The following is a 20,710-nucleotide window of genomic DNA, read 5'->3' as shown; positions in this document are numbered from 1 at the left end:
CGGCGCTCCACTCCTCCTCCAGCGCGAGATCAGAGACGTCCTCGCGGATGCGACACGGCGCGCCGCTACTACATGGAAGACCGAATACTGACTGGGCTAGTCAGTACATTCCCTCGGGTGGTTGTCACGAGCTGTCATGAGCGCGGAACCAGCTGCTGGCTCACGGGGTCGTAGACGTAGTCCACGATCTCTCCGGAGACGATCATCGCGACTGCCCGATTGATCGCGTCACGAGGCACGACGAACCACTCCGAGGGGTCATAGTCCCGGCCCTTGCGGTCGATCTGGGTCAGGTCGAGACGCACGGCCGCGAAGACACGATGCAGCAGGTGCTCGAGTGCTGACGGCTTCACGTTGTAGAGGCGGTAGTCCGCGACGACGCGCACGGGTGCCATCAGGTACGTCGGCGACGACTCGGCGTTCTTGATGCGCTGCTCGACGGTCGTCGTTGAGAAGCCGATCTTGTACAGGTCAGGAAGGCCTGAAATCGCGGGGTCGTCGCTCAGCGACTGAAGCACGTAGATGTGCCCGCTCTCGACATCCGCGTCGAGGACCTCGCTCGCGTCGACGCCAGTCCGTGCGAGAACCTGGCCCTCCTGTTCATACAGGCGCGTCATCAGGCTCTGCTTGTACATCCTCGACTCGGTGCCGTTCTCGAAGAGGACGCGCAGGCGTTGCTTCTGCTTCGGCTTTCCGCCGACGACGAGGTCGACGTCCTCACCGACTTCGGCAACGAAGCACATCACGCCTCCGAGGACGAAGAACGCGCCTTCGCGGATCATGTGGAGCCCGGTGAACCTGGCGAGCTGGAGGGTACCCTCGGTGAGCTCAGCGTGCTTGGCCTTGAACAGGTGCTCGAACTGTTCGAAGTCTTCGGCCTTAACACGCTTCGCGACCGAATCAGGGGACTCGGGCTTGCGCATGAGGGGGAGACCCGAGACATCGAGGACGCCGCTGTCATCGTCGAGCAGGTCGTCGATGGCGTCGCTGTCAAGGAGATCATCCAACGAACCCGGAGGTTCGGGCGCATCGAGCAGCCCAAACTCGTCGAGGTGCTTGAGCGCTTCGATCTTCTCGTCATTCGCCATGATGCCGTCGAGGCGCGCCCCGAGCTTCCGCTCGGCGATCTCGCGCGTCGTCGAGCTCGGCACCCGCCCGTGCTCTCGTCGGAACTCGACGATCTCGAGAAACGCCCCTTCCAGACGGTCCGAAGAAGTGACCTTCTTCGGCTTCTGCGGCGCATCGAGCAATCCGTCCACATCCGAATCGAGGAGTCGAAGAAACGCATCCTCTACAACCGACTTGCCCGAGGATGGTGGCGTAGAGTTGTCGTTAGTAGTCATCATCCCTCCCCTGTCTCGGCGGCTTTCATCTGTGCGATGCGTTGCTGCTTGAGGCGCTGCAAAAAGAGCAGTGCTTCCGCGTAGCGCTTCTCGGTCGGATCTTCAGCACGCCGATCGGGACGACGGCCACCGTTCACCTTGACCCAGTTCTGAATCTTTGGCCAGAGCGCAACCGCTTCCTCTTCACTGAACTCGATGCGTGTCGCAGCGATCGATTCCTGGATGATCCGGAGCACTGACGGCGTGACCGACTTGGACATGACCTCGAATGCCCGCTGGAACGGGTTCACCGAATCGATGAGGTTGATGTGGAGCTCGTCGATGTTGACGAACTTCTCGGCCATCTTGATGAACCTCTTGTCGCCGACCTCGCGCACCTCGCCATTCTTGATCACCGAATCGACCACGACCTGCTGACGAACCTCCTCGACCTGGGCGTCGGTGAGATCCGGGTACTTCTCGCGGATGATCTTGGGGATCAGCACCTGGTTCGTCGTCTCGGCGTCCACGGAGCCAGCAGCAGCTCTGGCGAACGTGTCGTCCTGCAGGATCGTCGCCTTCAGGTCGTTCAGGTCGGTCTCGACGATCTGCTTCACACGTTCGGTCGACGGCTCCTTGAACCCCTTGATCTTGAGCTCGCCGGGAGTCTTCGAGTCGTCCGCGTCGAACTTCTTCGTCTTGAACGTGAAGTTCTGCGCGAGGACCTGCTCCATGAGCAAAGAGGCGGTGATCGCCTTGAGCATGTTGTTCACGGAGACCTTCACCTCGCCCTGGGTCGCGTCGGGCTCCGCGATGAGGTTCGTGAACTGCGCGTGGGACTTCCCGGGGCTGTCGCGGGTCACGCGTCCGATGATCTGGATGACTTCGGTGAGCGAGGCCCGGTAGCCGACGGTCAGTGCGTGCTCGGCGAAGGACCAGTCGAAGCCTTCCTTGGCCATGCCAAGAGCAATGATGATGTCGACGGCGTCGCGGTCCTTCGAAGCCGTGTGGGACAGGAAGTGGAGGGTGTCCCCGCGCTTCTTCTGATCCGTGTCGTCGACGAGGTCCGCCACGCGCACGATGGTCCCGGTGTCCTGGCGGCGCACGCTGATGATGCCGGTGTCCGGATCCGTCGTCTCGACGTGGCCGATGACGTCGATGATGCGCCCGACTTCCTCGAGCTTGTCCTTCGTCGACTCGCCGGAGTTCACGCTCGGGATGTGCACGATGGTCTTCTTGTCGAGGTCGAGGACCTCACCGATCGCATCGGTGTACCGCCCTTGGTAGAAGTGATGCCCGATTCCCAGAGAGCGCAGGTGCTCGTAGCCGTTGAGCTGGTCGTAGTAGTTGAAGGTGACCGGCGTGAACTTCGCTTCGTCCTCGGCAGTGAGCACGGGGACCGAGTCGCCGCGGAAGTACGAGCCCGTCATGGCGACGATGTGCACATCAGAGCCGTTCATCACGTCGCGCAGGAGTGCCCCGAGGCGGCTGGACTCCGTGTCAGCGGAGACGTGGTGGAACTCGTCGATCGCGAGGACCGTGCCGTCGAAGGCGTCGGGGGCGAGTTTCTCGAACGCGAAGCGCAACGTGGCGTGGGTGCACACAAGTGTCGCGTCAGGCCCTTCGAGGAACTTGATGAACGCATCGACCTTGCCCTCCGAGGAGCCAGCATCGCAGAGGTTGTGCTCCGGTTTGATCGCCCAGTCGGCGAAGAAGCCGAACTTCGTGAGGTTCGTCGAGGCGAACGATGCCCCGATCGAGCGCTCCGGTACGGCGACGATGACCTTCTCGCGACCCTGGTTGTAGAGCTTGTCCAGGCCCACAAACATGAGCGCACGCGACTTACCGGACGCCGGCGGTGCCTTGACCAGCAGATGCTGGGCGTCGCGCTTAGCGAACACCCGCTGCTGCATCTCGCGCATGCCCAGTGCGTCCGTGTTCACCGACGCCTTCGTCTGGGCATAGGTGACGTCGACGATGTTGACGGGCTTCTTATGCGCGTTCACTTGGCCGCCTTTCGGGACTTCTTCGCCGGAGCCTTCGCTGCTTCCTCGGCAGTCATACGTTCGTACATCGCAAACAGGTCAGAGAGGCGCTGCTCGTCGGACTCGTACGGTTTCTTGGAGTAGATCGAGTCGACCATCGCGTCCACAGTCGCGTGAGCCTCACGCAGGTCATCGGGCATCTTGTCCGGGTCATAGAGCTCAGCGAGGGCCTTCTCGCAGTGGTACTCCCGCACATCTAGCACACGGAGCGCAGCTTCAGTGAGCTTCTCCTTCATGGCGTCAGACAGAGGCGGCACTGGGAAGTTGTTATAGACAATCGTGTTCGAGTAACGAATGCGAGTCTCTAGCTGACCTCCAACGGCTCGAGTCCACGACATATGCATGCGTGATGTCAGGAGAGCGAAGACCCAAGGCTTCGCATCGTAGACGGCATAAGCCAGATTCGACACAACTGTGTCCGGTCCGAGGTATCCGATCGGGATGTACTCGCGGCGTTCGGACGAAACACTTGGAACGATGATCGACTCGGTCGGCTTATAACGGACTTCGCCGAAACGATGTGGGACCGCGGAGAGTTTCTTCGTCGAAGCCCTGCCGCTTTCCGAGCGCGATGCGCGAACCCGCTCGATCCTGTTGGCAATCTCAGGAATCGCAGCTGCTTGCGTCGCGTCCTGATCCTCGATCCATAACGCGAAGCGGTCGACACCAGAAATGTACTCACTCGCGCCCAAGAACCTCTTGATAAAGCGTTCCGCGTCAGGTCTCGATTCAAGGAGTCGACTTCGTTCCTCGGGGCTCAGCAGGAGTGCACCTTTGTCGTTCGGCATGCTTCCGAATGACATAGCCGGCAGCCCCGATAATGGCTTCGAGCGTTTCATCACGAACATGTTGTCCCCGTCGGCGAGGTAGCCATTGATGTTGGTCGCCACGATCTGAAGGTCATCTGCATAAATGTACTTGGGCGCAGGCGACGCCTTCCTCAATCCGACCACAGCCACGGTCACTCCTGCGTTGCGCTTCGCGTTGTTCTCCCACTTAAACGAGGTATAAGCGAACCCAATCTCAATGCCCCTCTCGAAGATCATCGGGAACATGATCCCGGCGTGTTCGCCTTGGGAAACCGAGTTCGTCGTGACGAACGCAAGCGCAGCCTGTGTGGCCTCGATGTATTCGGCTCCCTTTACGAACCAGAGCGCAATGTAGTCGAGGTTCTTTGAGTACGGTCGCCCCTTGAATACGTAGTCGTAGTCAGCCTTCTGCTCCTTGGTCTGAGTCTTCGACCCTGCGTATGGCGGGTTCCCAATCAAATAGATCTCGCCGCCGTCGTTCGGGCAGACCTCGTTCCAGTCGACTCGAGCAGCGTTGCCCTGCTTAATTTGCCCCGCTTCCTTAAGTGGGATCAGGGGGATGGAGACGCCGAATTTGTCCTTGAACTCTGCGTTCATCTGGTGTTTCGCGATCCACAGGGACAGGATCGCCACCTCGACGGCGAAGTCATCGATCTCAATGCCGTAGAAGTTCTCGATGTTGATCTTCGACTCGGCGAACAGGACGCGGTACCTGTCATCCAGCTCGGCGAGGCGTTCGAGGATGGCATGCTCGAGCTTGCGCAGCTCCTTGTACGCGATGACGAGGAAGTTCCCGGATCCACAGGCAGGATCGAAGACCTTGATCGCGCTGATGCGTTCGAGAAGGGCTTCGAGCTTCTTGACCGAATCGCGCGATGCGTTGAACTGATCCTTCAGCGCGTCGAGGAACAGCGGCTCGATCGTCTTGAGGATGTTGGGGACGGACGTGTAGTGCTGACCGAGGTCACTGCGGGTGCCGGGCGTGACGATGGCCTGGAACATCGAGCCGAAGATGTCGGGGTTGATCTCGCGCCAGATGAGCTTGCCGGCGTTGATGAGCTCTTGCCGGGCCTTTTTCGTGAACCTCGGGACGACGTGGTCCGGCGACATCGTGAAGAGCCGGCCGTTGACGTAGGGAAACGCCGCGAGGTGGCTGGGCTTGTCCGCCGCCTGGGCCGTGTCGAGTGCTGTGAACAGGTCGGTGAGGAACTCTGCCGTGTCCGATCCGTCGTCGAGAGTCTGGGACCCGACCGCGTTCGTGAACTGATTCTCGGCGAAGATGCCGGTGTCCTCGGCGAAGTAGCAGAACAGCAGGCGTGTGAAGAACAGGTTCAGGGCGTGGCGTCCATGCGGCTGTTCGAGGAGGTCGGGGTTCGCGTTCAGGAGCTCGTCGAAGAGCTTGCCCATGCGCTCAGCGGCCTTCACATCTGCGTGCGCCTCGGCGACGTACTGGGCCTTCTCCATCCCGGCCCACGGGAGGAAGAACGTGAAGTGCTGGTCGATCTCGCGGATGGGGAACCCGATGGTCTCATCGGTCTTGGTGTCGTACGCGACCAGCTCTACGTAGTCGGTGACGATGACGAACCGCGTGCTGAAGCGGACCACGTCAGGAGACTTCTTCAGTCCTTCGAGGACCGCCAGGGCGTCGCCGTCGGTCTCCTTGAAGTAGACGACCTTCTTCTGCGCGACCTCACTCACCGGATCGGCAGCGACGTTGAGGTCGCCGTTGCGCAGGCGCGTGATGCTGCTCTGCGGTTTCCCGTAGGCGAGCAGGAGGTTGAAGATGAACTCGCGGTCGTACGAGTCACGACCCGCCAGCGGGGAAACGCGTTCCTCGATCACCTTGAGGTTGAGCCTCGCCATGTTGTTCACCTGTCCTGCACGTTGGATTTCTACGCGTACGTGCCCGGGCTAGTCCTGCCTGCGAATCCGCAGTGGTTCAACCTGACCGCACGCTCGGCAATCTTATCGCCCGAGTCCGACGCAGTACCGCGTCAACTCGCTCGTATGTCCCGCCATGTGCGCGCGCCGTGTCACTACTGAGGTGTTTCGAGGTCTGCGCGATTCGCTCCACGCTCTGGTGGTCCAATCAGACCCTCTGGGACCGGCACGTGCCGTCCTTCCAAGGTCGACCGCTCCCACGCGAGCCGCCGCCCGGAACTCTTGATCGGGTCACGTGCCGCCAGCAGAACTCGATTCGACTCGCTGTATGTGCGTGGCTGAACGTAAGAAGAGAGTTTCTTCCCGCTGTGCATTCATGTGTGATGAGTCGAGACTCTGCCCCGTTGCCGAGGCACCAGCTAGCCGGCATGCTCAGAGGGAGCATCCGTTCAGCGTTTCCGCTGGCAAGACGGGCAAAAGTGGCTAGAGCGGTTCGTGAATTTTTCCCTTACAATGGGGGTACCGCAACGCCTGCACGGTAGCCCAGAACGCCCATAGACATTGAGGTCCCGCGCGAAATAACCGGAGCGGCCGTCGACGTTGACGTACAGCGCGTCGAAGCTCGTGCCGCCCACCTCGAGGGCGCGCTCCATCACCGCCCTCGCCTCCGCCAGCAGCTGCCGCACCTTCGCTGCGCTGACGCTCTCACCGGGGCGTTCGTAGTGGATGCGGGCCGCCCAGAGGGCTTCGTCGGCGTAGATGTTGCCGATGCCGGAGACCACCTGCTGGTTCAGCAGCAGGGACTTGATGGAGGCTCGGCTGCGGCGGATCGCAGCCACGGTGCGCTCCACATCAAGTTGCGGGTCGGTGAGGTCACGGGCGATGTGCGCGGCCGAGGAGGGAATGAGGGGAAGAGCGTCGCCTTCACCGGCGGGAGCAGCATCTGCTGTCTCCTCCAGGGGCGAGAGCCAGAGGCCGCCGAAGATCCGCTGGTCGATGAAGTCGATGCGGGTGCCGTCATCGAGCTCCAGACGCACCCGCAGGTGTTTGACCGGGTCGGAGGCGGGTCCCTCGCTGGGCGCGGCGCCCGTCGGCCCCGCCCCCGGGCCGCCCACGGAGGCCGGGTCGGTCGCGGGCGGTGCGCTGACGCGCAGCTGGCCGCTCATTCCCAGATGCACCATGAGCGCGTCGTCGAGGTGGTCGTCCAGCAGCCACAGGAACTTCCCGCGGCGCACGGCGGAGCGGATCCGGCGCCCCACGAGGGCGTCGCCCAGGTGGTCAGCACCGGGAGTGTGCCGACGGATCGACCGGACGTCATGGACCTCGACGCGGTCGATGGTGCGTCCGGTGACGTAGGGGGCGAGGCCGCGGCGCACGACCTCGACCTCGGGCATCTCGGGCATCAGGCGTCGAACACGGAGAACTCGATGCCGTGGGCGTTGCAGTACGCCAGCACGGCCTGCTGCGCGGCGGCGCGCTCAGCGTCCTTCTTCGAGGTGCCGTCGCCGCGGCCGGTGACCTGCCCGGCCACGGTCGCGACGGCGCTGTAGGCGGAGACGCCGTCGGCCGAGTGGTCCTCCACCTCGTACGCCGGGACGGTGTCGTGCTCCGCGGCGATCTCCTGCAGGCGCGTCTTGTAGTCGTATTCGGCGCGCAGGAACTCGTCGTCGTCGATGATCGGATCGATCAGGTCCAGCACGAAGCGGTCGGAGGCCTCAGCGCCGAGGCTGAGATGGACCGCGCCGATGATCGCCTCCACCGTGTCGGCGAGGACCGAGGAACGGTCGCGGCCGCCGGACAGGGCCTCCCCGCGGCCGAGGCGGATGTACTCGCCGAGCCCGTGGCGGCGCGCCAGCAGTGCCAGGGCCCGCATCGATACGACGGCGCTCTTGTGCCGGGACAGGCGGCCCTCGGGAGCGTCCGGGAACAGGTGGAACAGGCGGTGGGTGACGGCGAGGCCGAGCACGGAGTCGCCGAGGAACTCGAGCCGCTCGTTGTGCGGCACTTCCCCGTTCTCGTACGAGAACGATCGGTGCGTCAGCGCGACCTCGAGGAGGTCCTCGCGGATCTGCTGCCCCCGCAGCGGCAGGGAGGCGAGCAGCTCACTGCGGTCCTCGCGATGCTGCTCGATGCCGCGGGCACGGTTCTTCCGGCTCACTGTGCCGAGTCCCCCTTGGCGTCACCGGCGGCGCCATCGGAGTCCTGCAGCAGGGCGGCGAGCGAGCTCAGTCGCGGGTCGATGATGACGTGCTCGTGGTCGGGGTCGTCCTCCATGCGGAACCCGCACTGGTCGCACAGGCCGAGGCAGTCCTCGCGGCACAGGGGTGTGAACGGTGCGGCCACGGCGAGGGCGTCGTGGACCTGTTGGCCGAGGTCGATGGTGTCGCCGGTGAGGAGGGGGATGTCGTCCTCCTCCGGATCGATGCCCTTCTCGAGCTTGTCGGGGTAGGTGAACATCTCGCCGATGGGGGCACTGACGTCCTCGGTGATCGGATCGAGGCATCGGGAGCATTCGCCGGTGAGGGTGGCGTCGGCGCTGCCGGTGATGAAGATGCCCTCTTCCACGGATTCGAGCTGGGCGCGCACGTCGATCGGGTCGCCGGCGGCGACGCCCATGACGGGGCTGCCGACCTGCTCGTCGGCGCGGACGATGCGCTCTTCGGTGCGGTGGGCGCCGATGCGGTGGATGAGGTCGATGACCTCGAAGCGGAGGTCGAGGCCGGCGGGGAGCATGGGGTCTGCCATCTCAGCTGTCCTTTGCCAGGGTTGCGGTGAGTGCGCCGAGGACCGGCGCGGGAACGAAGTCGGACACGTCGCGGCCGAGGCCGGCGACCTCGCGGACGAGGGTGGAGCTGATGTGGGAGAGCGACGGATCGGTCAGCACGAACACGGTGTCGATGCCCTCCAGGTGCTGGTTCATGCGCGCCATCGGCTCCTCGTAGGCGAGGTCGATCTGGGAGCGCAGCCCCTTGATGAGGTGCGTGGCGCCGCGGCCCTTCGCGAAGTCCACGAGGAGCCCGCTGGGGAGGGCTTCGGCGGTGACGGTGGTCAGTCCCTCCTGCTCGAGGGTGTCGCGGATGGTCCGCAGGCGCGTCTCGATGTCCAGCAGGTGGTTCTTGTTCGGGTTGTGGGAGACGGCGACGATGACGCGGTCCACGAGGGCGGACGCGCGGCGCACGAGGTCGAGGTGACCGGTGGTGAAGGGATCGAAGGAGCCCGGCACAACTGCTGTGGTCATTGCCCCAGCATATCGCCCGTGCCTGCCGCGCTGATCCGGGGGTCGAGATAGGTGAAGAACTCCACGGCGGTGTCGCCGTACTGCTTCGCACCCTCGTCCACGAACTCGGGGCCGAGGCGCAGCTGCTCATCGGTGCGGCCGGAGTGCTCGATGACGATGACCGCTTCGTCGGCGAGGACTCCGGCGGCGCTGAGCTGCTCGAGGAGGTCGGCGATGTGCGCGAGGGGGACGGTGTAGGGAGGGTCGAGGAACACCGCTGAGGCGGCGGGGCCAGCCGACGGGTTCAGCGTCCGGATGACGCTCTCGGCCCGCCCGGTGATAACGCTGACCTGGTCGGTGAGGCCGAGGTCCTCGGCGCTGCGGCGGATCACCTGGGCGGTGGGGCCGTGCGCCTCCACGATGACGGCGCTGCCGGCGCCGCGGGACAGCGCTTCGAATGCGAGGGCGCCGGTGCCGCCGAACAGGTCGAGCACATGGGCGCCGCGCAGAACGCCCCAGGCGTCGAGCCGCCCGAACAGGGATTCGCGGACCCGGTCGCTGGTGGGGCGGGTGCGGCTGCTGGGCGGGGAGGCGATGGTGCGACCGCCCAGCGCTCCGGCGATGATGCGGGGCATGTCAGCTCCTCTCCACGTCCGCATCCACGAGGCGGGCGTCGATGGCGTCGGTCAGTCGGGTCCGTTCAACCTCGCTGAGGGCGCCGAGGTCCAGGCTGAATGCGGCCTGTCTCGCCTCGGCGATCACGGCGGCGTCCCGCAGCACATTCAGATGGGTGATGCCGGCGCGCATGCCGGACTGGGCGGTGCCGATGAGGTCGCCGCCGCCGCGGCGCTCCAGGTCGATCTCGGCGAGCTCGAACCCGTTGCGGGTGTCGGCGAGCGCCTTCAGATGGTCGTGCTGGGGGCTGCCCGCTGCGGCGCGGGTGGTGAAGAAGGCGATGCCGGGATGGTCGGACCGCCCGATGCGGCCGCGCAGCTGGTGCAGCTGGGACAGCCCGAACCGCTCAGCATCGAGCACCACCATCACGGTGGCGTTCGGGATGTCGACGCCGACTTCGACGACGGTGGTGGCGACCAGGACGTCGATCTGCCCGGCGGCGAACGCCTCCATCCGCTTCTGCTTGTCGTTCGCGTGCTGGCGGCCGTGGAGGGTCGCGATCCGCAGGCCGCGGAAGCGGGGGTCGGTCTGCAGCTGCTCGGCGATCTCCTCCACGCTGTGCAGAGCCCAGGGATCCGGGAGTCCGTCGGCCCCCTGCCCGCCGCTGCTGGTGAGCAGGCCGGGGTCGGCGTCGTCCACGAAGCCGGCATCCGCGTTGTCGTCGGTGTCGTCATCGGGGCTGATGCGGGGGCACACCACGAACGCCTGCATGCCGCGGCGGCACTCCTCCGCGGTGCGCTCCCACATGCGCTCGCGCCACGAGTCACTCGACTCGGGCACCACAAAGCTCTGCACCTCGGCGCGGCCCGCAGGGGCGGTGTCCAGGGCGATGACATCGAGGTCGCCTGCAATGCTGATCGCCGCGGTGCGCGGAATCGGCGTGGCGGTCATGACGATGACATGCGGGTTGCCGCCGTGGCTGCCCTTCGCGCGCAGCATGCGGCGGTGCTCCACCCCGAAGCGGTGCTGCTCGTCGATCACGACGAGGCCGAGGTCGGCGAAGTCGACGCCGTCGGACAGCAGCGCGTGAGTGCCGACGATCAGTCCCGCGGTCCCGACCTGCATGTCCAGCAGCGCCTGGCGGCGCTCGGGCACCGTGAGGGACCCGGTGAGCAGCCGGACCGTGGTGGCGTGCTCCGGGGCGTGGAGGGTGCCGGCCTCCCCGAGGTCCCCGAGCATGCGCATGATGGTGGCGTGGTGCTGCCGCGCGAGGACATCGGTCGGAGCGAGCAGCGCCGCCTGATGGCCGGAGTCGATGGCGCGGACCATGGCCCGCAGCGCCACGATGGTCTTGCCGCTGCCCACATCGCCCTGCAGCAGCACCGACGTGGGGCGCGCGGTGGAGATGCGCTGCTCGATCTCGGCACCGGCGCGCTGCTGCGCGTCGGTCAGCGAGAACGGGAGTCGCTGATCGAGCCCCGTGGCGAGCGGTCCGCGGACATCCAAGGCGGGGGCGCGGTCCTCGGCGTCGCGGGCGCGGCGGCGCGCGAACGCGGACTGGATGATGAACGCCTCTTCGAAGCGGAGGAACCGCCGGGCGGCGTCGACGTCCTTCATGCTGCGCGGTCGGTGCAGGGCGGTGAGGGCCTGCTCAGCGGTCAGCAGGCGATGCTCTCGGAGGACCGCGCCGGGCACGGGGGTGGCGGTGAGGCTGACGTAGTCGAGGGCTTTGTCGAACGCGCTGGCAACGGTGCTCTGCTTGGAGCCGGATCGCTGCGGATAGACGGGCCGGGGCTGCAGCGCCTGCTGGATGGTGATGCCGTCGGTGTCCTCGCCGTCGGGTGTGAGCAGCGTGTAGTCCGGGTGGGTGACCTGCGGCTGTCCCCGGAACAGTTTGACGGTGCCCTGGACGAGGATGCCGACGCCGGGGCGCAGCCTCCCCCGGTGATAGGTCACCAGGTGCTGCTTGTACAGGAAGAACGGCAGGTCCAGCTGGTCCCCGGAATCGTCCTCGATGCGGGCGGTGAGGACTGTGCCGCGGCCGCTGCGCATGCGGTGTTCGCTGATGTCGATGACGGTTGCGATGACGGTGATGTCATCGCCCTCCTGCAGGCTGTGGAGGTCGCGCACCGGCCCGGGGACCTTGTAGCGGTTCGGGGAGACGCGCAGCAGCTCCTCCGCGGTCTCGACCCCGAATCCGCGGACGGCCTTCAGCTCCTTCGGGCTGAGGATGGTGGTCAGGGCAGGCGACTGCATGGCTCCTCCTGTGCGAAAAGCGGCCCCGGGATCCGGGGCCGCTTCTCACGGGTGCTGGTGGGCAGCTGCGCTCAGGCGGCGCGCTGCACCTTGCCCGCCTTGATGCAGGACGTGCACACGTTGATGCGCTTGGCGCTGCCGTTCACGATGGCGCGCACGGACTGGATGTTCGGGTTCCAGCGGCGCGAGGTGCGACGGTGGGAGTGGGAGACACTCTTGCCGAAGCTCGGGCCCTTGGGGCAGATGTCACACTTAGAAGCCACGATGTTCTCCTGGTCGAAATGAATGGAAGTCGTCGATGATGCGCCCACGGCAGGCGCGGACGATCTCGCCCTGGCGCAAGGCAACCCAATGAGCATACCGCACGGCCCATCGCTGAGGACAGGGCCCAGTGCCGCCGGCGGCTGTGGACTCCCTCACTCGAAGTGGTCCCAGCCGAGCGCGGACCCGTCGGCCCCCTGCTCGTTCACACCCGCAGCCGTGGCGCGCGGGTCCTCCTCCCCCGCCGGCAGGACGCGGCCCACCATGGTGAGGTCGCCGCCGGCATCCCGCAGCACGTCCCGGGCGGCCTGGAGGGCCGACGGGGGCAGGCAGATCAGCATCGCATGCTCCTCCCCGCTGCCCAGCACCCACGCCGACGGATCCTGCCCGAGGGAATCGGCGAGCGGTCGCAGCGCCTCGGCCATGGTGGCCAGGCCGTCGGCGTCGAGGTGGATGCGGACTCCGGAGGCGTCGGCCAGACGGCCCGCGTCGCGCAGGAGCCCGTCGGAGACATCGATCATGGCGTGCAGGTCGTGGCCGAGAGCAGCGGCGAGGCGGTGCCCGGCCTCCAGGTCCACCTCGGGGGCACGATGGAACTCCAGCGCGCCCTCCGCGCCCCGCTGCACATCACCGAGTTCGGCGGGGTCGTGGCCCCCGAGCAGAAGAGCGAGCCCGGCCGCGCTTCGGCCGAGCTGGGGTGTGCCGACGGCGACGACATCCCCCACCCGGGCGCCGTCGCGACGGATCGCTCGTCCGCCGAGGCCCGGGACGAGTTCGCCGAAGGCGGTGACGGTCAGGCTGATCATGTCCGCTCCGCCCAGATCACCGCCGATGACGACGGCGCCGGCACGGGCCGAGCGAGCGGCGAGGCCCCGCGCGATCCCCTCGATCAGGGCGAGGGGGGTCGTGGCGGGCGCGGACAGGCTGAGCACGAGCGCCGTGGGCTCGGCACCCATGGCGGCGACGTCCGCGAGGTTCTGCACGGCGAGCTTGTGGCCGATCTCCTCGCCGGTGGAGCCGAGCGGGCTGCGCCCCGGTGCATCGCCGCGCAGCAAGAAGTCCTTGCCTTCGATCATGGTGTCGGTGGTGATGACCACCGAGCCGGAGGGGACCGCGAGGAGAGCGGCGTCATCGCCGGGACCGATCAGAGTTCGCTCCGTGTTCGCGGCGCCGGAGAGGATCGGCAGGATGCGTGCGAGGATGCCGGCTTCGCCGAGCTCACCGAGGGTGCTCATGCGTCCATCATGCCAGTGCGGATGGTGCCGTTCGTGCGGTGCACCGGGATGCCGCCCGCGGCTGCGACGAACGCGCTGCGCACGGCGCGGATGGCGAGATGTCGGGCCTGACCGTCCCGCACCTCCGTGTAGAGGGTGCGGCGGGGCGCGGCGCCGTCGGCTCCGGCGAGGGCGAACACGTCGATGCCGCGGCCGAGGCGCGCGCCGAACAGCGCCGGCACGAAGGAGACGGCGAGCCCGGAGGCCACCAGCTGCATGTGCAGCGTGGGGTCGGTGCTCTCGGATCGGATGCGGGGGTTGAACCCGGCGGCGAAGCATTCGGTGCGGGCCCAGCGACCCATCCGCGTCTTCGACGATTCCAGCGCCCACGGCTGGTCGGCGAGGTCGGCGAGTCGGCGCGGGGCGCGCTGCGCCGCAAGGGCCGACGGAAGGGCCACCCACAGCGGGTCCGTCAGCAGGTCTTCGCGCTGCACACCCGGGACGGGCGGCTGGGGGTGGCCGTCGAACTCCTCACCGAGGATGAGGTCGAAGGCGTGGGAGAGCAGACCGGAATGGGCATCGTCCACATCGCGCTGGAAGAGAACCACGTCGAGGTCGGGGTGCTCATCGGCCAGGAGGGCGAGGGCGCGCGGCGCCACTTCCAGCAGAACGGACTGGAAGGAGGCGACCCGCACCTGCCCGGACACGGTGTAGGACAGGTTCGCGAGGTCCGTTTCGGCGCGGGCGATGGCGCCGATGATCTCGTGGGCGTGCGCGGCGAGCATGCGGCCCGCATCGGTGAGACGCACGCCTCTGCCCACCGGGGTGAGAAGCGCCACCCCGGCCTCCCGTTCGAGTGCGGCCAGCTGCTGCGAGACGGCCGACGGGGTGTAGTTCAGAGCACGCGCCGCCTCGGCGAGAGTGCCTCTGCGCTCCAGTTCCACCAGCACGCGCAGCCCTCTGACGCTCAGCATGCCGCCCCTTCGCAGAACAGTTCACGGATCCTTACTGATTCATTCCAGTTTCCATCACTGGACTGAACACTTCTGAGGGCTCCACAGTGGAGGCATGAGCACGCGCACCACCACCGGATCCTTCACCGTCGTCTCCCTCGACGGTCAGCCCACGGACTCCCCCACCACCGGTTTCATCTCCGACGCCCCCACCACCGGCAGCCCCACGGCCGGCATCCCGATCGTCGCCGAGATCGTGCAGGGCCAGGCGGAGCTCACCGAGTCGCCCCGCAGCGGCCGCGGCACCCTGGTAGGCGCCCTGTTCGTCCTCGCGTCCGCCACCAGCCTGCAGATCGGCGCATCCCTCGGCGTGTCCCTCTTCCCCGCCTTCGGCCCCTGGGGCACCACGTCCCTGCGCCTGCTGGTCGCCGCCGTCGTGCTGATGCTCATCACCCGCCCGGCGATCCACCGGTGGACCCTGCCGCAGTGGCGAGCCGTCGGCCTGTTCGGTGTGGTGCTCGCCGTCATGAACGGCTTCTTCTTCGCCGCGATCGACCGCCTGCCGCTCGGGGTCGCGGTCGCGATCGAGTTCATCGGCCCGCTCACCCTCGCGGCCGTCCTCTCCCGGCGCGCCCGTGACCTCGCCTGGGTGGGCCTCGCCGTGCTCGGCATCGGCCTGTTCTTCGTGGACGATCTGATGGGCCACGGCGGTGCTGCACTGGATCCCCTCGGCGTGCTGTTCATCCTCATCGCCTCCGCGTGCTGGGCCACCTACATCGTGGTCTCCCAGCGCACCGGCCAGCTCGTCTCCGGTGCCGGCGGCCTCGCCGTCGCCGTCGCGATCGCGGGCGTCCTCCTCCTGCCGTTCGGCATCACGGCACTGCCCACAGCGGTCAGCGACCTCGGCCTGCTGACCGTGGTCATCGCCTGCGCGCTGCTGGCCACCGTGATCCCCTACTCCCTGGAATTCGCTGCCCTCCGACGCCTGCCGAAGTCCGCCTTCGGGGTCCTGCTGTCCCTCGAGCCGATGGTGGCGGCGCTGGTGGGATGGCTGTTCCTCGGCCAGGGCATCAGCCTGCTCGCCGTCCTCGCGATCGTGGTGATCATGGGGGCGAGCGTCGGCTCCACCGCCATGGCAGCAGCGGATGACACGGCACCTCGACCCGTCACCGGGGCGATCCCCGCCGTGGACTGTGAGGACGAGACAGATGCGGCCATGCCGGTCAGTGCCGACGAGTTCGAGCGCGTCTGATCGGGGCGGCTACGCTGAACAGGTGACGTCCTCACCGAACCCCCACGATCCGCAGCAGCCGTCGGACCCCTCACCGGAGGTGGTCCAGCCCAGCCGTGCGCTCCCCCGCCGTGCACACCGCGGCCTCATCGCCAGCGCCGCCCTCATCGGCGGCGGCGTGCTGCTGAGCCTGCTGAGCGGCTGCGCCGTCACAGTGCCGCCGGGCCCGGACGCCGCGAACCCCGCCTGCGCGGATGTCATCACCAAGCTGCCCGACGAAGTGATCGGGCAGAAGCGGCAGGAGACCACCAGCCAGTCCACCGCCGCGTGGGGCACGGGTGAGAAGGCGGTGGTGCTGCGCTGCGGCGTCACTCCCCCGCCGCCCACAACGGAGCTGTGCACCACCACACAGGCGCCGAACGGCACCGCAGTGGACTGGATCGTGCATCAGGACGATGAGACCGGGATCCTCACGTACACCACGTACGGCCGTGAACCGGCGATCGATATGACAGTGCCGCGTGCCGCCGCACCGGATCAGCCGAGCGCCGCTCCCCTGGCGGTGGTGGGTCTGGTGAACCAGATCCCCGCGACCCGCTTCTGCGTGGGGCAGGGCGAGACGAACTGACGGCGCTGCCGCCCCTCGCCCGAGACAGCGTCAGTGGACGCCGAGCGGCTTGGCGAGCGCCGAGTCGATCAGTTCGGTGATCAGCTCACGGTAGGTGATGCCCATGTTCTCCCACAGCACGGGGAACATGGAGAACGGCGTGAACCCGGGCATCGTGTTGATCTCGTTGACGATCACGCCGGAATCGGTGACGAAGACGTCGACCCGGGCGAGGGTCTCCAGGTCCAGGGCCACGAACGCGCGCTCGGCGATGTCACGGACCTGCGCGGCGCGCTCCTCGCTGATCGACGCGGGGACGTCGATCCGGACAGTGCCCTTGCCGAAGTACTTCGATTCGAAGTCGTAGAACTCGAGGTCGTCGCCGATGGCGACCTCACCGGGCTGCGTGGAGCGCACCGGGTGGCGGCGGGAGGTGCGCAGCACACCGCACTCCACTTCGCGGCCGTTGACACCGGCCTCCACCAGCACCTTCGGGTCCACCTCGAAGGCGGAGCGCAGCGCTTCCTCGAGGCCGTCGAGGTCCTCGATGCGGGAGACGCCGAGGCTGGAGCCGGCCCGGGACGGCTTCACGAACAGCGGTGCCTGCAGCTCGGCGACCCGTGCGCGGATCTCGGCGCGGCCCTCATCGGTGCACCAGTCCTCCTGGCGGACCACGCAGCCGTCGGCCACGGCGATGCCGGCATCGGCGAGGACCCGCTTGGTGAAGTCCTTGTCCATGCACACCGCGCTGGCGAGCACTCCGCTGCCCACGTAGGGGAGGTCGAGCAGGTCGAACAGCCCCTGGATGGTTCCGTCCTCACCGTAGGGGCCGTGCAGCAGCGGCAGGAACACGTCCACGTCCGCAAGGTGCTCCACACGGCCGCCCCGGATGACGCGCAGCTGCGACGGTTTCCCGGCGGTCTTCGCGACGGTCGGCAGGAGGACCTCCTCGCCGTCCTCCGGCACTTCGGGGGCGCGGCCGTCGCGGATCACCCAGTGGTCGGGGTCGTCCGTGACGGACACGAGGCGGCCGCTGGGGGTGATGCCGATGGGGATCGGGGTGAAGCGGTCGCGGTCGATGGCGCGGAGGATGCCGCCCGCGGTGACGCAGCTGATGCCGTGCTCACCGGAGCGGCCGCCGAAGAGGAGGGCCACGGAAATGCTCATGGGTGTGATGATCTCATTCCGGTCGCACGGAGCGTGACAGGAGTTCCCGTGTCACGCTGGAAATGTCACGCCCGTGATCGATCACATCGACCAGCATCGACGTGATCGGCAGGTCCAGGTCGCGTTCGTGGGCGATCTGCCGGACTGCGCGCGCGGTGGCGACGCCCTCGGCGGTCTGTCCCACCTCGCGGATCGCGTCCTCCACGCTGAGGCCCCGGCCGAGGGCGGCGCCGAGGCGGAAATTGCGGGACAGCGGTGAGGCGCAGGTGGCGACGAGGTCGCCCATGCCGGCGAGCCCCGCGAACGTGTCGGCCCGGGCGCCGACGGCCGTGCCCAGGCGGGTCATCTCGGCGAGCCCGCGGGTGATGAGGGTGGCGCGGGTGTTGTCGCCGTACCCGAGTCCGGCGGCGGCGCCGACAGCGGTGGCGATGACGTTCTTCATGGCGCCGGCGACCTCCACGCCGATGACGTCGGAGGAGACGTAGGTGCGCATGTAGGGAGCGCGGCACCAGCGGGCGACCCGGTCCGCGGTGGCGGCACTGGTGGAGGCGACGACGGCGGCGCACGGCTGCTGCTGGGCGATCTCGACCGCGAGGTTCGGTCCGGACAGAACCGCGATCCGGCTGGGCTCGATGCGGCCGACGGATGCCAGCAGTTCGCTGATCCGCAGATCCGTGTCCCGTTCAATGCCCTTGACGAGCGACACCACGGGGACGTCCGGCAGGGCTGGCCACTGCTCGAGGGCGCCGCGCAGCTTCTGCGCGGGCACGGCGATGACGACGCCATCGGCCCCGTCGAGCACAGCGCCGGCGTCACTGGAGGCGTTGACCGTGTCCGGCAGGGTGAGCTCCGGGATGTAGCCGCGGTTGGTGCGGCGCTCGGTGATCTCTGCGGCGATGTCGGCGCGGCGCGCCCAGATGCGGACCCGGCAGCCCGCGGCGGCCAGGACCGAGGAGAACGTGGTTCCCCAGCTGCCGGCGCCGAGGACCGCGATCAGCGGTGCGCCGGCCATGTCAGCGGCCGCTGTCGGGGCGGCGCTGATCCTGCTGGCCGCCGCGGCTGTGCTGGCCGGGGCGGGGCTGGTCGATCAGCTTCGGCAGACGGGTCACCCCGAGCAGGCCGCGCTGGCCGCTGGCGCGCACCTCGCGGGTGCGCATGGTGACCGGGGCGCGGCGCGCCAGCGTGTGGACGGCGGCGGCGTGCATGACGCGACGGGGCGCCCAGGTGAGGCGTCCGCGCAGGTTCCGGTACTTCACCGCGGTGGTGATGCGCAGCAGGTGACCGCCGGGCTCCACCGCCACACCGATGCGGACGGCGAGCGACGGGGTGTCGTCCACGATGAGGGCCTCATCACCGACCACTTCGATGACGTCGCGCGTGCGTTCCGGCGGCGGCACGAGGTCGAACAGGCGGATCGCCTCATTGCGCAGGGCCTTCGCCCCGCGGGAGGCGAGGGTGGCGTTCTCGCGGGAGAAGATCGCCTCCGCCCACACCCGCGGGTCGGTTTCGCGGACACCGCGGGTGGGGATGATGACCACGTCGCAGTAGTCCGGCAGCGGGATGTCGCGCAGGGCGAGCGAGTTGTAGCCGCGGGCCTCGCGCACGAAGTGCTCGGTGCGGTCCGTGTCGTCGGCGCGGTCGCCGTGGTGGGCGGTGCCGTCCTGCTGGTCGTCGGGCTCGATGATGATCTCGTCCGGCTCCGGGGTGCTCATCGGCTCATCCCTCCCAGAAGTCGGCGCCCAGAGCGGTCAGCTTGTCCCGGAAGGACTCGTAGCCCCGGTCGATGAGGTCGATGCCGTAGATGTTCGAGATCCCGTCGGCCGCCAGAGCAGCGATGAGGTACGAGAACCCGCCGCGCAGGTCCGGAACGGTGATGTTGCGGCCCTCCAGCTGGCGGGGGCCGGAGACCACGGCGGAGTGGTTGAAGTTGCGCTGGCCGAAGCGGCAGGAGGAGCCGCCGAGGCATTCGCGGTACACCTGGATCTGGGCGCCCATGTCGTTGAGGGCGCTGGTGAAGCCGAGGCGGTTCTCGTACACGGTCTCGTGGACGATGGAGATGCCCTCGGCCTGGGTCAGCAGCACCACCAGGGGCTGCTGCCAGTCGGTCATGAAGCCGGGGTGCACGTCGGTCTCCACAGCGACGGGGCGCAGCGGCTCGTCGGTGGCGAAGAAGCGGATGCCGTCGTCCTTGATCTCCATGCCGGCGCCGACCTTGCGCAGGATGTTGAGGAAGGTGGACATCGCCTTCTGCTCGGCGCCGCGCACGAACACGTCACCGCCGGTGACGAGCGCCGCGCAGGCCCAGGATCCGGCTTCGATGCGGTCAGCGAGGGCGGTGTGGGTGTAGCCGCCCAGCCGCTCCACGCCCTCGATGATGATGGTGCGGTCCGTGCTCAGGGAGATGATCGCACCCATCTTCTGCAGCACGGAGATGAGGTCCTCGATCTCCGGCTCGACAGCGGCGTTCTCCAGCTCCGTGAGGCCCTTGGCCCGCACGGCGGTCAGAAGCACCTGTTCGGTGGCGCCGACGCTCGGGTACTCCAGGCGGATCTTCGTGCCGGTGAGACCGTTGGGCGCGGTGATGTAGATGCCGTGCTCGCGCTTGTCGACGTGCGCACCGAACTGGCGCAGCACGTCGAGGTGGTAGTTGATCGGGCGGTCGCCGATGCGGCAGCCGCCGAGGTCGGGGATGATCGCCTCGCCCAGGCGGTGCAGGAGCGGGCCGCAGAACAGGATCGGGATGCGGGAGGAGCCGGCGTGGGCGTCGATGTCGGCCACGTGAGCCCGCTCCACGTTCGACGGGTCCATGCGGATCACGCCGCCCTCAACGTCCCAGTCGATGCCGACGCCGTGGACCTTCAGCAGCTCCTTGACGATCGCGACATCGCGGATGTCCGGAACCGAGCGCAGTTCGCTGGGCTCTTCGCCGAGGAGGGCAGCGACCATGGCCTTGGAGACGAGGTTCTTGGCGCCGCGGACGGTGACCTCGCCCGTGAGGGGCTTGCCGCCGCGAACTGTGAACGTGGTGCTCATAGTGTCCTTACATCGAATGGTCTGGGGCGGTTCGCGGACGAACCGGTGACCGGCCCACCATACCGGAGCAGCCCGGATGCCGCCCGGGCGAGGTGACGC

The 20,710-nt window shown here is 67.6% G+C and carries 18 protein-coding genes; 2 read left to right on the top strand and 16 right to left on the bottom strand.

The features are described 5' to 3' along the window. Nucleotides 1-134: 134 nt before the first annotated feature. The 12 genes from R3I40_RS03635 to R3I40_RS03580 form a co-directional block, all read right to left on the bottom strand. Nucleotides 135-1,343, bottom strand: a complete 1,209-nt coding sequence (locus tag R3I40_RS03635; protein WP_285262085.1) for a GIY-YIG nuclease family protein — start codon at nucleotides 1,341-1,343, stop codon at nucleotides 135-137. Continuing rightward, nucleotides 1,343-3,328 (bottom strand): DEAD/DEAH box helicase, encoded by a 1,986-nt coding sequence (locus tag R3I40_RS03630; protein ID WP_285262084.1) that lies wholly within the window; start codon nucleotides 3,326-3,328, stop codon nucleotides 1,343-1,345. Before R3I40_RS03630 ends, R3I40_RS03635 begins: the two co-directional genes overlap by 1 nt. After that, entirely contained in the window at nucleotides 3,325-6,039 is a 2,715-nt protein-coding gene (locus R3I40_RS03625) for a DNA methyltransferase (protein ID WP_285262083.1), read from the bottom strand. Before R3I40_RS03625 ends, R3I40_RS03630 begins: the two co-directional genes overlap by 4 nt. A 467-nt stretch (nucleotides 6,040-6,506) precedes the next feature. Continuing rightward, a complete protein-coding gene (gene mutM, locus R3I40_RS03620) occupies nucleotides 6,507-7,460 on the bottom strand; it encodes a bifunctional DNA-formamidopyrimidine glycosylase/DNA-(apurinic or apyrimidinic site) lyase (RefSeq protein ID WP_285262082.1) in 954 nt (317 codons plus the stop codon). Continuing rightward, the gene (gene rnc, locus R3I40_RS03615) at nucleotides 7,460-8,215 is read right to left on the bottom strand and encodes a ribonuclease III (RefSeq protein WP_259923196.1); all 756 of its coding nucleotides are present in this window, start codon (nucleotides 8,213-8,215) and stop codon (nucleotides 7,460-7,462) included. The genes mutM and rnc overlap by 1 nt, the downstream gene beginning before the upstream one ends. Next, on the bottom strand, nucleotides 8,212-8,802 hold the full coding sequence (locus R3I40_RS03610; protein ID WP_285262081.1) for a YceD family protein: 591 nt from the start codon (nucleotides 8,800-8,802) through the stop codon (nucleotides 8,212-8,214). The genes rnc and R3I40_RS03610 overlap by 4 nt, the downstream gene beginning before the upstream one ends. A gap of 1 nt (nucleotide 8,803) precedes the next feature. Continuing rightward, entirely contained in the window at nucleotides 8,804-9,295 is a 492-nt protein-coding gene (gene coaD / locus R3I40_RS03605; protein ID WP_183374037.1) for a pantetheine-phosphate adenylyltransferase, read from the bottom strand. Further along, nucleotides 9,292-9,909: a 16S rRNA (guanine(966)-N(2))-methyltransferase RsmD gene (gene rsmD / locus R3I40_RS03600; protein WP_183374035.1), complete on the bottom strand. Its 618-nt coding sequence runs from the start codon at nucleotides 9,907-9,909 to the stop codon at nucleotides 9,292-9,294. The genes coaD and rsmD overlap by 4 nt, the downstream gene beginning before the upstream one ends. A gap of 1 nt (nucleotide 9,910) precedes the next feature. Beyond that, on the bottom strand, nucleotides 9,911-12,145 hold the full coding sequence (locus tag R3I40_RS03595) for an ATP-dependent DNA helicase RecG (RefSeq protein ID WP_285262080.1): 2,235 nt from the start codon (nucleotides 12,143-12,145) through the stop codon (nucleotides 9,911-9,913). Nucleotides 12,146-12,216: 71 nt separating this feature from the next. Next, complete coding sequence (gene rpmB / locus R3I40_RS03590) at nucleotides 12,217-12,408, bottom strand: 50S ribosomal protein L28 (protein ID WP_183374031.1); 192 nt, start codon at nucleotides 12,406-12,408, stop codon at nucleotides 12,217-12,219. 153 nt (nucleotides 12,409-12,561) lie between these two features. Beyond that, nucleotides 12,562-13,641, bottom strand: coding sequence for a thiamine-phosphate kinase (gene thiL, locus R3I40_RS03585; RefSeq protein ID WP_285262079.1), 1,080 nt, complete (start codon nucleotides 13,639-13,641; stop codon nucleotides 12,562-12,564). Continuing rightward, nucleotides 13,638-14,594 carry a LysR family transcriptional regulator gene (locus tag R3I40_RS03580; RefSeq protein ID WP_285262078.1) on the bottom strand — a complete coding sequence of 319 codons (957 nt, stop codon included), beginning with the start codon at nucleotides 14,592-14,594 and terminating at the stop codon, nucleotides 13,638-13,640. Before R3I40_RS03580 ends, thiL begins: the two co-directional genes overlap by 4 nt. 94 nt (nucleotides 14,595-14,688) lie before the next feature. Between R3I40_RS03580 and R3I40_RS03575 the strand changes: the two genes are divergently transcribed. Next, a complete protein-coding gene (locus tag R3I40_RS03575; RefSeq protein WP_285262077.1) occupies nucleotides 14,689-15,825 on the top strand; it encodes an EamA family transporter in 1,137 nt (378 codons plus the stop codon). A gap of 22 nt (nucleotides 15,826-15,847) precedes the next feature. Further along, on the top strand, nucleotides 15,848-16,432 hold the full coding sequence (locus tag R3I40_RS03570) for a DUF3515 domain-containing protein (protein WP_239374964.1): 585 nt from the start codon (nucleotides 15,848-15,850) through the stop codon (nucleotides 16,430-16,432). A gap of 30 nt (nucleotides 16,433-16,462) precedes the next feature. On the opposite strand, the gene R3I40_RS03565 is transcribed toward R3I40_RS03570, so the two are convergent. Genes R3I40_RS03565 through murA form a run of 4 tightly spaced genes read right to left on the bottom strand, consistent with a single transcriptional unit; the run spans nucleotide 16,463 to nucleotide 20,611 of the window. After that, on the bottom strand, nucleotides 16,463-17,578 hold the full coding sequence (locus tag R3I40_RS03565; protein WP_285262076.1) for a D-alanine--D-alanine ligase family protein: 1,116 nt from the start codon (nucleotides 17,576-17,578) through the stop codon (nucleotides 16,463-16,465). A gap of 13 nt (nucleotides 17,579-17,591) precedes the next feature. After that, entirely contained in the window at nucleotides 17,592-18,590 is a 999-nt protein-coding gene (locus tag R3I40_RS03560; RefSeq protein ID WP_285262075.1) for an NAD(P)H-dependent glycerol-3-phosphate dehydrogenase, read from the bottom strand. Between the two features lies 1 nt (nucleotide 18,591). Next, entirely contained in the window at nucleotides 18,592-19,290 is a 699-nt protein-coding gene (locus R3I40_RS03555) for a DUF2867 domain-containing protein (RefSeq protein ID WP_259923200.1), read from the bottom strand. 4 nt (nucleotides 19,291-19,294) lie between these two features. After that, nucleotides 19,295-20,611, bottom strand: coding sequence for a UDP-N-acetylglucosamine 1-carboxyvinyltransferase (murA, locus tag R3I40_RS03550; protein ID WP_183374017.1), 1,317 nt, complete (start codon nucleotides 20,609-20,611; stop codon nucleotides 19,295-19,297). Nucleotides 20,612-20,710: the final 99 nt, after the last annotated feature.

Source organism: Helcobacillus massiliensis (genome assembly GCF_033106145.1).
Classification (GTDB): domain Bacteria; phylum Actinomycetota; class Actinomycetes; order Actinomycetales; family Dermabacteraceae; genus Helcobacillus; species Helcobacillus massiliensis.
The sequence above is the reverse complement of the archived record's forward strand: the minus strand, read 5'-3'. Positions and strand labels throughout refer to the sequence as shown.